We start from the raw sequence: 13,308 nt of genomic DNA on the forward strand, positions 1-13,308 counted from the left end.
AAGCCCCCGGGCCTGCCAGGGGCTCGCCAACGAGGAGTTTTTGCCTGATGAGCACGAAAAAGCCCAGCGCCCCGAAAAGCCAGATGGCCGGGACCGACACCCTGGACCGGGGCAACACCAACAGCAAGCTGCAGAGCCTCGAGGAGTTCCGCTCCGACGCCACCGGGCAGGCCCTGCGAACCAATCAGGGAGTGAAGGTTGCCGATAACCAGAACACTCTGAAAGCCGGTGCCCGCGGCCCCTCGCTGCTGGAAGACTTCATCATGCGGGAGAAGATCACCCACTTTGACCATGAGCGGATTCCCGAGCGCATCGTGCATGCCCGGGGGGTAGGCGCCCACGGTTACTTCCAGAGCAACGGTAATCATTCGGCACTGACCAAGGCCGGTTTCCTGCGGGACCCCGGGAAGAAGACGCCAGTGTTCGTGCGTTTTTCCACGGTCCAAGGACCGCGAGGCTCGGGAGATACGGTACGTGACGTGCGCGGTTTTGCCGTGAAGTTCTTCACCGACGAAGGCAACTTCGACCTGGTGGGCAACAACATGCCGGTGTTCTTCATCCAGGACGCGATCAAGTTTCCCGACTTCGTGCATGCGGTAAAACCCGAGCCCCACAACGAAATGCCCACCGGCGGCTCGGCCCACGATACGTTCTGGGACTTTGTCTCTCTGCAGCCGGAGTCGGCGCACATGGTGATCTGGGCCATGTCCGACCGGGCCATTCCGAAAAGCCTGCGCAGCATGCAGGGATTTGGCGTGCACACCTTCCGCTTCATCAACGCCGAAGGTCGCTCGCGCTTCGTCAAGTTCCACTGGCGGCCGACGGTGGGCACCTGCTCCCTGGTCTGGGACGAGGCACAGAAACTGGCGGGAAAGGACACCGATTTTCACCGGCGCGACCTGTGGGAGTCGATCGAGGCCGGCGACTACCCGGAATGGGAACTGGGGGTGCAGATCGTTGCCGAGGAGGACGAGCACAGTTTCGACTTCGACATTCTCGACCCGACCAAGCTGATCCCCGAGGAACTGGTGCCGATCACGCCCCTGGGCAAAATGGTGCTGGACCGCAACCCGGACAACTATTTCGCCGAGACCGAGCAGGTCGCCTTCTGCCCGGGGCACATAGTGCCCGGGATCGACTTCTCCAACGACCCGCTGTTGCAAGGGCGACTGTTTTCCTACACCGATACCCAGATCAGCCGCCTGGGTGGGCCGAACTTCCACGAATTGCCGATCAACCGGCCTTTGGCGCCCTTCCACAACAGCCAGCGCGACGCCATGCATCGCATGACTCTGGACAAGGGGCGAGCCTCCTACGAGCCCAACTCCATCGACGGCGGCTGGCCCCGGGAGACCCCGCCGGCCGCCGAGGATGGTGGCTTCGAGAGTTACAACGAGCGTATCGATGCGCACAAGATCCGCCAGCGCAGCGAATCCTTCAGCGACCATTTCTCCCAGGCGCGGCTGTTCTACAAGAGCATGAGCAAGCACGAGCAGGAGCACATCATCGCCGCCTACAGCTTTGAGCTGGGCAAGGTGGAACGTGAATGGATCCGCGAACGCCAGGTCAACGAGATTCTGGCCAACATCGACTTGCAGCTGGCCGCGCGAGTGGCCGAGAACCTCGGGCTGGCGGCGCCGAAGAAAGCCACGGTGGCGGAGCGCAAGACTTCGCTGTCGCGCTCGCCGGCCCTGAGCCAGGCGAACCTGTTACCAGGCAATATCAAAACCCGGAAGGTGGCGATTCTAGCGGCCAACGGCGTCGATGGTGTGGCGATCGATGCGCTGAAGAAGGCTCTCAAGGCCGAAGGGGCGCACGCCAAGCTACTGGGGCCGACCTCGGCGCCGGTCACCACGGCGAATGGCAAGAGCCTGCCGGTGGATGGGTCCATGGAGGGCTTGCCATCGGTGGCCTTCGATGCGGTGTTCGTACCCGGAGGTGCGCAGTCGATCAAGGCCTTGAGCGGCAATGGCGTGGCCCTGCATTACCTGTTGGAGGCCTACAAGCACCTCAAGGCGATCGCCCTGCACGGTGAAGCCAGGGAGCTGCTGCAGGTGCTCAAGCTGGAAGCGGACGAGGGCTTGATCATCGGCGCGGATGCCAAGGCCCTGAAGGCATTTTTTGCGGCGATTGCCCAGCATCGGGTCTGGGATCGGGAAGACAAGGCCAAGGCGGTTCCGGCCTGAGCCATTGTGCCAGCCGGCTTCCTCGCGGGAGCCGGCCAGGGGCAAGGCTTTACTGCGCCTTGCGCGGGCTCAGGACCATCTGTGCTGGAACATGACGCACGATCTGCCGGCTGATCTTCTGCTGGAAGTCGGGATCGAGTTTTTTCACCCGCTTGCTCAGCAGGGTCGACAGCCAGGGGTAATCCTCGGTGCGCGGTACCTGGATGATCACGTCGCACTGATAATTCACCGTATCGGCGGCCAAGGCATCGAGTTGCCGACGCAATTTACGGATATCGGTGACGTTCAGTGCAAGGGTGCTGCTTTCGGCCGTCGGATCGATCAGCTTGGCCGGTGGCCGGGCTTCGGCGGCTTTCAGGGCTGCCTCGGCCTGTTCCAGCTCAGCCTTGCGGGCATGGGCGATGGCATTGTTGACCCCGCCGGTCAGCGCGGGTGCCTTGGGCATCAGCGCCCGGGCACGGCTCAGGGCGGTGGCTGCGGCGTTGACGTCACCTTTTTGCAGGACGATCTGGCTGCGCTGCAGATAGGCTTCGGCCAACTGCCGCTGGTACTGCACCAGTTGCGGGTCGTCGGGCGTCTGCGCCTGCAAGGCGCTGAGTTGATCTTCCGCGGTGGCCAGTTCGCTGCTGGCGATGTTTTGTTCCAGCTGCGCGATGGCCGTGGCCCGTGCATCAGGGACCTCGGTGGCCGCTGGTGGCGTGCTTTGGCAGGCTCCCAGCAGCAGGGAAAATGCGACAAGGAGCAGATAACGGGAGGCGAACGGCTTCATTCCTGCGACTCTCTAATTGCGCAAAAAGCGAGCAAGTCTACACCCCTCGACGGGGCAGGACAAAACTCAGCAGAAACAGTGCGGCGGCCGTGACCACGATCGATGGCCCGGCCGGGGTGTCCTTGAACCAGGACAGCGCCAGCCCGCCGCATACCGCGAGCATGCCCAGCAGGCTTGCGCCCAGGGCCATCTGCTCCGGGGAGCGGGCGTGACGCTGTGCCGCGGCGGCCGGGATGATCAACAGCGAGGTGATCAGCAACACGCCGACAATCTTCATGGCCACCGCGATCACTACGGCGATCAGCAGCATCAGCGCCATGCGCAGCGTGGCCACCGGCAGGCCTTCGACCTTGGCCAACTCCTCGTGCACGGTGATTGCCAACAAGGGCCGCCACAGTGCTACCAGCAGCAACAGCACTGCTGCGCTGCCGCCGAGAATCCACCCCAGGTCGCCAGGGCTGATCGCCAGCAGGTCGCCGAACAGATAGGCCATCAAGTCGATCCGCACTTCATGCATGAAGCTTAGTACCACCAGGCCAAGAGACAGGGTGCTGGGGGCAAGAATCCCCAGCAGCGTGTCGGATGCCAGGGGCTGGCGTTGTTGCAGGGTCACCAGCAGTACCGCCAGGAGCAGGCAGCCCACGGTGACCGCTACGGCAGGGCTGATATCCAGCAGGAAACCCAGGGCTACCCCCAGCAATGCCGCATGGGACAGGGTGTCACCAAAATAGGCCATGCGCCGCCAGACCACGAAAGATCCCAAGGGGCCGGCGACCACCGCCAGGGCCAAACCTGCGAGCAGGGCGTAGAGCAGAAAATCAGCCATGCTTGCAGTTTTCTCCATGGACATGAGGCAGGCCCGTGGCGGGCTGAGTGACCACCGATCCATGCAGGTCGTGGGCGTGGTCGTGATGGTGGTGGTAGATCGCCAGGCTGGGCGCGTTCTTGCCGAACAGTTCGACGAAGGCCGGGTCGCCGCTGACCTGCTCGGGGTGCCCCGAGCAGCAGACGTGACGGTTGAGGCAGACCACCTGGTCGGTGGTGCTCATCACCAGGTGCAGGTCATGGGAGACCATCAGCACGCCGCAGCCGTGCCGGTCCCGCAGGCGGGTGATCAGGCTGTAGAGCTCGGCCTGACCGGCCACGTCGACCCCTTGCACCGGCTCGTCGAGCACCAGCAGTTCGGGTTCGCGGAGCAGGGCCCGGGCCAGCAGTACCCGCTGCATTTCGCCCCCGGAAATACTTTGCACGGGGCTGTCGATCACTTGTTCGGCACCGACTTCCTTGAGGGCCGCCAGGGCCCGTGGACGATCCACTCCTGGCACCAGGCGCAGGAAGCGCAGCACCGACAGAGGCAGCGTCGGGTCGACATGAAGCTTCTGCGGCATGTAGCCGACCCGCAGTTTGGGTTTGCGCCAGACACTGCCGCTGTCGGGCTTGAGCAGGCCGAGCACGGCGCGCACCAGGGTGGTCTTGCCGGCGCCGTTGGGGCCGATCAAGGTGACTATCTGCCCGGGTTCGACACTGAGCTGGATATTGTCCAGCACGTTCTGTCCGGCAAAGGTCACCCCGACCTGCTCGAGGCGGATCAACGCAGTGCTCATCAAGCCCCCTGGCAGCCCGAGCAGAGCCCGACCACTTCGACGGTCTGGCCCTCGACCACGAAGCCGACGTCGCGGGCGCTGGAGATGATCGCGTCGCTGATGGATTTCTGTTCCAGCTCGATAGCGGCGTGGCACTCGCGGCAGATCAGGAACTGCCCCTGGTGAGCGTGCTCCGGGTGGTTGCAGCCGACAAAGGCGTTGAGCGAAGCGATGCGGTGTACCAGGCCGTTTTCCAGGAGGAAGTCCAGCGCCCGGTAAACGGTCGGAGGTGCAGCGCGGCGGCCATCCTGTTCGCTGAGCACGGCGAGGATGTCGTAAGCCCCCAGAGGCTTGTGGCTCTGCCACACCAGCTCCAGCACCCGCCGGCGCAGGGCGGTCAGGCGCAGGCCTTGCCGTGCGCACAGGGCGTCGGCCTCAGACAGTGCGCTGTGCACGCAGTGAGAGTGGTCGTGGGGACGGCTGGCGAGGGGTGTTTTAGGCATGAGCGGCGACGAGGTTTGTGAGAGACGTTATTATGTTACCCGTTCTCGCCTCTTCGAGTGTCCATCGTGCCCAGACTTTTTCGCCTTTTTGTCGCTTTTACCCTCAGCCTGTTGGCGATCGGCTCGGCCCAGGCCGAAGTGCGGGTACTCACCAGCATCAAACCCCTGCAACTGATCGCCGCTGCGGTGCAGGACGGCGTGGCGGTTCCCGAGGTGTTGCTGCCACCGGGGGCGTCGCCGCACAACTACGCGCTGCGCCCTTCCGATGTGCGCAAGGTGCAGAGCGTGGACCTGCTGTACTGGATTGGCCCGGACATGGAGGGCTTCCTGCCCCGCGTCCTCAAGGGGCGGAGCCTGCCTTCGGTGGCGGTACAGGACTTGCCGGGGATGAAGTTGAGACATTTCGCCGAAGATAGCCACTCTCATGCCGAAGATGCCGACGAACACGACCATGATCACCGGCCGGGAACCCTGGACGCGCACCTGTGGTTGTCGCCGGTGAATGCCCGGGTCATCGCGGCGCGTATCGCCGCCGACTTGAGCGCTGCCGATCCGGCCAACGCTGCCCGCTACCAGAGCAACCTGAAAGCCTTCAACGAGCGTCTGGACGCCCTGGATACTCGCTTGAAGGCTCGCCTGGCGGGAATCGCCGGCAAGCCCTACTTCGTGTTCCACGAAGCGTTCGATTACTTCGAGGACGCTTATGGCCTCAAGCACACCGGGGTGTTCAGTGTGGCCTCGGAGGTTCAGCCGGGCGCGCAGCACGTTGCCGCCATGCGCGCGCGCTTGCAGCAGGTGGGCAAGACCTGTGTGTTCAGCGAGCCGCCCCTGCGCCCACGGCTGGCCGAGACGCTGGTGGCCGGATTGCCGGTGAAACTGGCGGAGCTGGATGCGTTGGGTGGGTATACGCCAGCGACCGCTCAAGGCTATGAGCAGGTGCTGGAGAAGCTGGGGAACGATCTGGCGGGCTGTCTGGAACAGCTTTGAGCAGGGATTGTTGCGGGATGGCTTTCGCGGGCAAGCCCGCTCCTACAAGGGTGTTATCCATCTGTAGGAGCGGGCTTGCCCGCGAAGGGTTTACAGGGCGAACGGCAGCGCGATGCTGACCTGTTGCCGTTGCGCCAGGCGTTGCTGGAATTCCATCGGGTCGTGAATCAGCACGTCCTGCCCGGCAAACGTCTCGGCAGCAATCAGCCGTGACAGCCAGAAACGCACGCAGGCCACCCGCAACAGGGTCGGCCAGAGCTCGGCCTCCGCTGCAGTGAACGGGCGCAGCGCGGCATAGGCGCCCAGCAGCGCTCGCGCCCGCTGGCCATCGATCACGCCCTCATCATCGGAGCACCAGTCGTTCAGGGCGATCGCCACGTCGTAGAGCATCGGCCCCGAGCAGGCATTGTAGAAGTCGATCAGGCCGGTCAGGTGAGTGCCTTCGAACATGGCGTTGTCGCGAAACAGATCGGCATGAATATTGGCCCGGGGCAGGGCCAGGATCTTCACCTTCTGTGCGGCGATTTCCTCCAGCGCCCGCTGCAGCAGGTCCTGGGCGGTGGTGTCGAGGTGAGGGAGCATTTTCGTGCCCTCCTCCTGCATCCAGTCCAGGCCGCGATCGGTCTTGCGCTTGATCATGTTGTCCTTGGTGGCCACGTGCAGGTGGCCGAGCAGCTCGCCGACCTGGGTGCAATGCTGGGCATTGGCCTGCTTGATGTGCTTGCCCGCCAGGCGCGGTTGCAGCAGTGCCGGCTTGCCCGCCAGCTCCCGCAGGGCGACGCCGTCGGTGGTGCGCAGTGCGTAAGGCACCGGCAGGTCGGCCTCGTGCAGCACGTCCAGCAGTTCGATGAAGAACGGCATTTCCTGGACCGGGCCGCGCTCGATCAGGGTCAGGACGAACTCGCCCTGCTCCAGGCTGATGAAGAAATTGGTGTTTTCGCTACCAGCGGCAATCCCCTGGAAGTCAAGCAGGCGGCCGAGCCCATAAGGGGCGAGAAAGGTTTCCAGCTCGGGCCGAGCCAGGGGGGTGAACACAGACATGGTTAAAAACTGCCAGTACGGGCGCCGCGATCACGCTGGCGCCAATTGAAGTCGAGAGTGTTTTACCACTCAAAGATTTTCCACGAAGGGATCAGCATATCCGGCTGATCCGAGCGGATGAAGTTGCCGTCGGAGCCATCGGCGCGCACCAGGAAGTAGGGCTTGCCACCCTTTGGCGTGACCTTGATGGCATACAGGAAACCATTCTGCCGGTATTCCTGGATGGTCTTGTCGCCTTCCGTGCGAATGGTCACGTCCGGGTCGGCTGATGGCGCATCCTCTGCGGCGATAACGGCCATTGGAGCGATTGCAATCAAGCTGGCCAGCAGCAAGCGATTCAGTGTGCGCATGATAACCTTGTCCCTTTGTCGTCAACGGTCCCGCTATTCTAGCGCCGGACCCGCCGAAAAGGTTGATCCTACTCATGAGCCAAGCCCCCCTCGTCCTGGTGGACGGTTCTTCCTATCTGTACCGCGCGTTCCACGCGTTGCCACCTCTGACCACCTCCAAAGGCCTGCCCACCGGCGCGGTCAAGGGCGTGCTGAACATGCTCAAGAGTCTGCGCAAGCAGTACCCGGACAGCCCGTTCGCGGTGGTGTTCGACGCCAAGGGCGGGACTTTCCGCGATGACATGTATGCCGAGTACAAGGCCAACCGCCCGAGCATGCCGGACGACATGCGGGTGCAGATCGAGCCCTTGCACGCCAGCGTGATCGCCCTGGGTTTCCCGCTGCTGTGCGTTGAGGGGGTGGAGGCTGACGACGTGATCGGCACCCTGGCCCGCAGCAGCGCGGCGGCGGACCGGCCGGTGGTGATTTCCACCGGTGACAAGGACATGGCACAGCTGGTGGATGGGCACATTACCCTGGTCAACACCATGTCCGGTAGCAGCATGGATGTGGAAGGCGTTAAGGAGAAATTCGGCGTCGCTCCCGAGCAGATCATCGATTACCTGGCGCTGATGGGCGACTCTTCCGACAACATCCCGGGGGTTCCGGGCATTGGTCCCAAGACCGCTTCCGGCCTGCTGGTAGGGGTCAATGGCGGCCTGAAGGAGCTCTACGAGCAGCTGGATATCGTGCCGAGCCTGCCGATCCGTGGGGCCAAGACCCTGCCGGCCAAGCTCGAGGAACACAAGGAGATGGCCTTCCTCTCCTACCAATTGGCGACCATCAAGGTCGATGTGGCCCTGGATGTGGGGCTGGATGATCTGCACTTGCGCGAGCCGGATCGTGACAAGTTGATGGAGCTCTACAGCCTGCTGGAGTTCAAGAGCTGGCTGGACGACCTGCAGCGTGACGCCAAGCGTGTCGAGCTTGATGTTGCCCAGGCCCCGCAGGCGGCTGTCGAGCAGCCTGAAGCCGAGCCGGAGCCACTTGAGCTGCAATACGAAACCATCCTCGACCCGGCGCGTTTCGACGCCTGGCTGGAGAAACTCAAGCATGCCAGGCTGATCGCCTTCGACACGGAAACCACCGGCATCGACGCCCAGCAGGCGCAACTGGTGGGGCTGTCGTTCTCGGTCAAGGCTGGCGAAGCCGCCTATGTGCCTCTGACCCACTCCTACATGGGCGCACCGGAGCAGTTGGATCGCGACACCGTGCTGCTGGCCCTGAAGCCGCTGCTGGAAGACCCTAAGCTGCTCAAGGTGGGCCAGCACGCCAAGTTCGACATGAACATCCTGGCCAACTGTGCCATCGGTGGAGACCAGGCCAACGGCATCACGGTACGTGGCGTTGCCTTCGACACCATGCTCGAGTCCTACGTGCTCAACTCCACTGCCACCCGCCATGACATGGACAGCCTGGCGCAGAAATACCTGGACCACAGCACCGTGAGCTTCCAGGACATCGCCGGCAAGGGCGCCAAGCAACTGACCTTCGACCAGATCCCCCTCGAGCAAGCCGGGCCTTACGCCGCCGAAGATGCCGATGTGACCTTGCGTCTGCACCAGGCGCTGTTCGGCAAGCTCACCGCGATTCCGAGCCTGGCCAGCGTGCTGACCGATATCGAGATGCCATTGGTGCCGGTCCTGGCCCGCATCGAGCGTCAGGGGGCGCTGGTGGATGCCCAGTTGCTGGGGGTGCAGAGCATCGAACTGGGGGACAAGATGGTTGCCCTGGAGCGCGAGGCTTTCGAGATCGCCGGTGAGGAGTTCAACCTGGGTTCGCCCAAGCAATTGGGCTCGATCCTCTACGACAAGCTCGGCCTGCCGGTGCTGAAGAAGACGGCCAAGGGCCAGCCCTCCACCGCTGAAGAGGTGCTGGCCAAACTGGCGGAGGATGACTACCCGCTGCCTCGGGTATTGATGCAGTACCGCTCCATGAGCAAGCTGAAAAGCACCTACACCGACCGTCTGCCGGAGCAGATCAACCCGCGTACCGGGCGGATCCATACCTCCTACCATCAGGCGGTGGCTTCCACTGGGCGTCTGTCCTCCAGTGATCCGAACCTGCAGAACATCCCGGTGCGTACTGCCGAAGGCCGGCGCATTCGCCAGGCCTTCATCGCGCCGGCCGGCTACAAGCTGCTGGCGGCGGACTACTCGCAGATCGAGTTGCGGATCATGGCCCACCTGTCTCGGGACGAAGGGCTGCTCAATGCATTTCGCAACAACCTCGATGTGCACACGGCCACCGCGGCCGAGGTGTTCAAGGTCGAGCTCGAGGATGTCACTTCCGATCAGCGTCGCAGTGCCAAGGCGATCAACTTCGGTTTGATCTATGGCATGGGTGCGCAGAAGCTGGGCAAGGACATCGGTGTCGGAACCAAGCAGGCCAAGGCCTATATCGATACCTACTTCGCGCGCTATCCAGGGGTTCGCGAGTACATGGACCGGACCCGGGCACAGGCTGCTGAGCAGGGGTATGTAGAGACCATCTTCGGTCGTCGGCTGTACCTGCCGGAGATCAATTCCAACAAGCCACAGGAGCGCGCCGGCGCCGAGCGCACGGCGATCAACGCGCCGATGCAGGGCACCGCGGCAGACATCATCAAGAAGGCCATGGTGGCGGTGGACAACTGGCTGGAGTCTTCGGGTCTCGATGCCCGGGTCATTCTCCAGGTGCACGATGAACTGGTGCTGGAGGTGCGCGAGGACCTGGTGGACAAGGTTCGCGAAGAGATTCGCGGGCACATGAGCGGTGCCGCGACCCTGGATGTACCGCTATTGGTCGAGGTCGGGGTGGGAAATAACTGGGATGAGGCCCATTAAGGGCACTTTTCAGCGGCTTTTGCCGCGGCATAGTGTCGCGGCAAATGGCTGGCGAAGGGCTATTAGCACGGAAAATTTCATCAATTATTGCCAATAGTTTTTGCAGCGCGCCGGAACTAAATCGGTGAACGCCCACTCAGAGTTACTGAATGGCTGGTGAAGCCCTTCGATGCTCCTATGTTGTGTTAAGTGTTGGCAGATATCTGGACCCCGCCCTAGCGGTCTAGAACTTGAACCCCGAACTTCCCCCTCCCCATACGAAGTCCGGGGTTTTTTTTGCCTGAAAATCGCCTGGGAAATGATCATGCTGCGTTAAAAGCGCGGCGCGAAATGCTCATTTACAGCCGGTAAACTCCGCTTTCGCACCGCGCTTTTGCCTTGCCTGATCATCCTCCAGGCAATTTTCCCTACGTCTCTCAGGCCTCGATTTCGGTGCCTTTGTCAGCCAGTTCCATCCAGCCCGCCAGTACGGTGTATGCCTCTTCCAGGCCCATGCGCTTGGGCGCGGAGAACAGTTGGATGGTGACCGCTTCGCCCCAGCCCTTGCGGATCTGCGACTGGACCTTGAGCAGGGTGTTCTTGGCCGCGCCGTAGGTCAGCTTGTCTGCCTTGGTCAGCAGAATGTGCATCGGCATGCCGCTGGCCACGGCCCAGTCCAGCATCAGCAGGTCGAAGTCGGTCATGGGATGACGGATGTCCATCATCAGGATCAGGCCTTTGAGGCTCTCGCGGCTGCCCAGGTAGGCTTCCAGGTGGCGCTGCCAGTGCTGCTTGAGCGGGATCGGCACTTTGGCGTAACCGTAGCCCGGCAGGTCGACCAGACGGCGATCGTCGTCTAGCTTGAAGAAGTTCAACAACTGCGTGCGCCCCGGGGTCTTCGAGGTGCGGGCCAGGCTGGCGTGGGTCAGGGTGTTCAGGGCGCTGGATTTGCCAGCGTTGGAACGCCCGGCAAAGGCCACTTCAAAGCCTTCGTCGTCAGGGCATTGATCGACTTTGGCGGCACTGAGCATGAAGGTAGCCTGTTGGCACAGACCGAGGATGGGGTTCTTGAGTTGCATGGGATTTCCGATAGGGGCGATGCCGAGAGTGGACGCGGCGAGCGGTGTCGTTTCCGTTTCAGTAGCGCCAGTATATAATGCCGCAGATTTTGTGTGCGCTTTGTCCCAGCGTAGGATGAAGTTCACGAGAGCGATAAACCTTGAATGCGCATTAGAACGCATCACGCTCTCAACCCTGAAAAGGTCGTTTTATGACGAAATGGCTGCTAGCTGCCGGTGTCTTGATGCCGCTTTACAGCGCTCAGGCTACACAGGATCCGGAAGCTGTGTACAACCGTGTTTGTGGGGCTTGTCATTCCGGCCAACTACCCACGGCGCCCCGCAAGGGCGACCAGGAAGCTTGGGCGCCGAGGTTGGCGCAAGGTATGGAGACGCTGGTGCAACACGTGACCCAGGGTTTCAAGGCGATGCCGCCGCGTGGTTTGTGCATGGACTGCAGTGCCGAGGATTACCGAGTCATCATCCATTGGATGAGCGAGTGATCCCGGTCCATAACTCTTTAACCCTTAGCCGTAGTTGGATTAGCTGATGAACAAATTACTCGTGAGTCTGCTGTTGACCTTGGGCATCACAGGTGTCGCCCATGCCGCAGGCGACGCTGCTGCCGGTCAGGCGAAAGCCGCAGTCTGTGGCGCTTGCCACGGCCCTGATGGGAACAGCATGGCGCCAAACTTTCCAAAGCTGGCGGGTCAGGGGGAAAAGTACCTGGAGAAGCAGTTGCACGATATCAAGTCGGGCAAGCGCCAGGTGCTGGAAATGACCGGCCTGCTGACCAACCTGAGCGATCAGGACATGTCTGATATCGCCGCCTACTTCGCCAGCCAGAAAGGCAGTGTCGGCGCGGCAGATCCGAAAGTCGTGGCCCGGGGCGAGGAATTGTTCCGTGGCGGCAAGCTCGATCAGGGCATGCCAGCCTGCACCGGTTGCCACTCGCCAAACGGCGCGGGTAACGCAGCGGCCGGCTTCCCTCATCTGAGCGGCCAGCACGCACAATACGTGGCCAAGCAACTGACCGACTTCCGCGAAGGCAACCGCACCAACGACGGCGACACCCTGGTCATGCGCAGCATCGCTGGCAAGCTGAGCAACAAGGACATCGAAGCGGTGTCCAGCTATATTCAGGGCCTGCACTGAGGTTGGTTCGATCGGGCCTGCCGAGGATGCGAAGCCACGGCACGTTAATGATCGATTAATCTGACGATGCAAGCATAAAGGGTGGCTCAGGCCGCCCTTTTTTATGGCGTCTGCCGCTACACTAGCGAACTCAAGCCCGCCATGATCTGTCTGAACTCAGGTCGCGCGAGGCGCCAAAATTGTCCAGGAGTAAAGCATGCGTAATCTGATTCTCAGCGCCGCTCTCGTCACTGCCAGCCTATTCGGCGTGACCGCTCAAGCCGCCGAACCGGTCGAGGCCGGTAAACAATATGTCGAGTTGAGCAGCGCCGTTCCGGTTGCGGTGCCTGGCAAGATCGAAGTGGTGGAGTTGTTCTGGTACGGCTGCCCGCATTGCTACGCCTTCGAACCAACCATCAATCCCTGGGTTGAAAAGCTTCCGGCCGACGTCAACTTCGTGCGTATCCCGGCAATGTTCGGCGGTATCTGGAACGTTCATGGCCAACTGTTCATCACCCTGGAAGCCATGGGCGTAGAGCACAAGGTCCACAAGGCCGTATTCGAAGCCGTCCACAACGGCAAGAAACTCGCCACTCCGGAAGAGATGGCCGAGTTCCTGGCTACCGAAGGCGTCGACAAGGACAAGTTCCTCAGCACCTACAACTCCTTCGCCGTCAAAGGCAAGGTCGAAGACGCCAAGAAGAAGGCCCAGGCCTATCAGATCACCGGCGTACCGACCATGGTGGTCAACGGCAAGTATCGCTTCGACCTGGGCACCGCCGGTGGTCCTGAAGGCGCGCTGAGCGTGGCCGACCAGTTGATCGCCAAAGAGCGCGCAGCCAAGTAAGCGCCGC

13 protein-coding genes are annotated in these 13,308 nt (G+C 62.2%); 6 read left to right on the forward strand and 7 right to left on the reverse strand.

The window, feature by feature from the left end; translation table 11 throughout:
• Positions 1-47 precede the first annotated feature (47 nt).
• Entirely contained in the window at positions 48-2,186 is a 2,139-nt protein-coding gene (katE, locus tag ACZ5BO_RS01430; RefSeq protein WP_464697878.1) for a catalase HPII, read from the forward strand.
• Positions 2,187-2,235: 49 nt separating this feature from the next.
• Here katE and ACZ5BO_RS01435 read toward each other — a convergent pair whose 3' ends face one another.
• The 4 genes from ACZ5BO_RS01435 to zur are packed head-to-tail and all read right to left on the reverse strand — an operon-like array spanning position 2,236 to position 5,041.
• Positions 2,236-2,955: a PA5502 family lipoprotein gene (locus ACZ5BO_RS01435; protein ID WP_025132053.1), complete on the reverse strand. Its 720-nt coding sequence runs from the start codon at positions 2,953-2,955 to the stop codon at positions 2,236-2,238.
• A gap of 37 nt (positions 2,956-2,992) precedes the next feature.
• Complete coding sequence (gene znuB, locus ACZ5BO_RS01440; RefSeq protein ID WP_025132052.1) at positions 2,993-3,781, reverse strand: zinc ABC transporter permease subunit ZnuB; 789 nt, start codon at positions 3,779-3,781, stop codon at positions 2,993-2,995.
• A complete protein-coding gene (gene znuC, locus ACZ5BO_RS01445) occupies positions 3,774-4,559 on the reverse strand; it encodes a zinc ABC transporter ATP-binding protein ZnuC (RefSeq protein WP_025132051.1) in 786 nt (261 codons plus the stop codon). Before znuC ends, znuB begins: the two co-directional genes overlap by 8 nt.
• A complete protein-coding gene (zur, locus tag ACZ5BO_RS01450) occupies positions 4,559-5,041 on the reverse strand; it encodes a zinc uptake transcriptional repressor Zur (RefSeq protein WP_011058466.1) in 483 nt (160 codons plus the stop codon). Before zur ends, znuC begins: the two co-directional genes overlap by 1 nt.
• A 66-nt stretch (positions 5,042-5,107) precedes the next feature.
• On the opposite strand from zur, the gene znuA reads away from it, so the two are divergent.
• On the forward strand, positions 5,108-6,028 hold the full coding sequence (gene znuA, locus ACZ5BO_RS01455) for a zinc ABC transporter substrate-binding protein ZnuA (protein ID WP_464697882.1): 921 nt from the start codon (positions 5,108-5,110) through the stop codon (positions 6,026-6,028).
• Between the two features lie 90 nt (positions 6,029-6,118).
• On the opposite strand, the gene ACZ5BO_RS01460 is transcribed toward znuA, so the two are convergent.
• On the reverse strand, positions 6,119-7,069 hold the full coding sequence (locus ACZ5BO_RS01460; protein WP_464697884.1) for a homoserine kinase: 951 nt from the start codon (positions 7,067-7,069) through the stop codon (positions 6,119-6,121).
• Positions 7,070-7,131: 62 nt separating this feature from the next.
• Entirely contained in the window at positions 7,132-7,419 is a 288-nt protein-coding gene (locus tag ACZ5BO_RS01465) for a DUF2782 domain-containing protein (protein ID WP_464697886.1), read from the reverse strand.
• A gap of 74 nt (positions 7,420-7,493) precedes the next feature.
• Here ACZ5BO_RS01465 and polA point away from each other — a divergent pair, with 74 nt between their 5' ends.
• Positions 7,494-10,283, forward strand: a complete 2,790-nt coding sequence (polA, locus tag ACZ5BO_RS01470; RefSeq protein WP_025132047.1) for a DNA polymerase I — start codon at positions 7,494-7,496, stop codon at positions 10,281-10,283.
• A gap of 416 nt (positions 10,284-10,699) precedes the next feature.
• Here the strand turns inward: polA and yihA are convergent, their stop codons facing one another.
• A complete protein-coding gene (gene yihA, locus ACZ5BO_RS01475) occupies positions 10,700-11,341 on the reverse strand; it encodes a ribosome biogenesis GTP-binding protein YihA/YsxC (protein WP_025132046.1) in 642 nt (213 codons plus the stop codon).
• A 191-nt stretch (positions 11,342-11,532) separates the two neighbouring features.
• On the opposite strand from yihA, the gene ACZ5BO_RS01480 reads away from it, so the two are divergent.
• From ACZ5BO_RS01480 to ACZ5BO_RS01490, 3 genes are all read left to right on the forward strand, one after another.
• A complete protein-coding gene (locus tag ACZ5BO_RS01480) occupies positions 11,533-11,823 on the forward strand; it encodes a c-type cytochrome (RefSeq protein ID WP_025132045.1) in 291 nt (96 codons plus the stop codon).
• A gap of 46 nt (positions 11,824-11,869) precedes the next feature.
• Positions 11,870-12,475 carry a c-type cytochrome gene (locus ACZ5BO_RS01485; RefSeq protein WP_025132044.1) on the forward strand — a complete coding sequence of 202 codons (606 nt, stop codon included), beginning with the start codon at positions 11,870-11,872 and terminating at the stop codon, positions 12,473-12,475.
• Between the two features lie 196 nt (positions 12,476-12,671).
• The gene (locus tag ACZ5BO_RS01490) at positions 12,672-13,301 is read left to right on the forward strand and encodes a thiol:disulfide interchange protein DsbA/DsbL (protein ID WP_025132043.1); all 630 of its coding nucleotides are present in this window, start codon (positions 12,672-12,674) and stop codon (positions 13,299-13,301) included.
• Positions 13,302-13,308 lie beyond the last annotated feature (7 nt).

The sequence above is a fragment of the Pseudomonas sp. FFPRI_1 genome, from assembly GCF_055384485.1.

What these genes read in the sequence shown, in the direction of transcription:
- ACZ5BO_RS01485 (WP_025132044.1), top strand. Translation starts at nt 11,870, where the DNA reads ATGAACAAATTACTCGTGAGTCTGCTGTTGACCTTGGGCATCACAGGT.
- ACZ5BO_RS01435 (WP_025132053.1), bottom strand. Translation starts at nt 2,955, where the DNA reads ATGAAGCCGTTCGCCTCCCGTTATCTGCTCCTTGTCGCATTTTCCCTG.
- ACZ5BO_RS01460 (WP_464697884.1), bottom strand. Translation starts at nt 7,069, where the DNA reads ATGTCTGTGTTCACCCCCCTGGCTCGGCCCGAGCTGGAAACCTTTCTC.
- ACZ5BO_RS01480 (WP_025132045.1), top strand. Translation starts at nt 11,533, where the DNA reads ATGACGAAATGGCTGCTAGCTGCCGGTGTCTTGATGCCGCTTTACAGC.
- katE (WP_464697878.1), top strand. Translation starts at nt 48, where the DNA reads ATGAGCACGAAAAAGCCCAGCGCCCCGAAAAGCCAGATGGCCGGGACC.
- ACZ5BO_RS01490 (WP_025132043.1), top strand. Translation starts at nt 12,672, where the DNA reads ATGCGTAATCTGATTCTCAGCGCCGCTCTCGTCACTGCCAGCCTATTC.
- yihA (WP_025132046.1), bottom strand. Translation starts at nt 11,341, where the DNA reads ATGCAACTCAAGAACCCCATCCTCGGTCTGTGCCAACAGGCTACCTTC.
- ACZ5BO_RS01465 (WP_464697886.1), bottom strand. Translation starts at nt 7,419, where the DNA reads ATGCGCACACTGAATCGCTTGCTGCTGGCCAGCTTGATTGCAATCGCT.
- znuB (WP_025132052.1), bottom strand. Translation starts at nt 3,781, where the DNA reads ATGGCTGATTTTCTGCTCTACGCCCTGCTCGCAGGTTTGGCCCTGGCG.
- zur (WP_011058466.1), bottom strand. Translation starts at nt 5,041, where the DNA reads ATGCCTAAAACACCCCTCGCCAGCCGTCCCCACGACCACTCTCACTGC.
- znuC (WP_025132051.1), bottom strand. Translation starts at nt 4,559, where the DNA reads ATGAGCACTGCGTTGATCCGCCTCGAGCAGGTCGGGGTGACCTTTGCC.
- polA (WP_025132047.1), top strand. Translation starts at nt 7,494, where the DNA reads ATGAGCCAAGCCCCCCTCGTCCTGGTGGACGGTTCTTCCTATCTGTAC.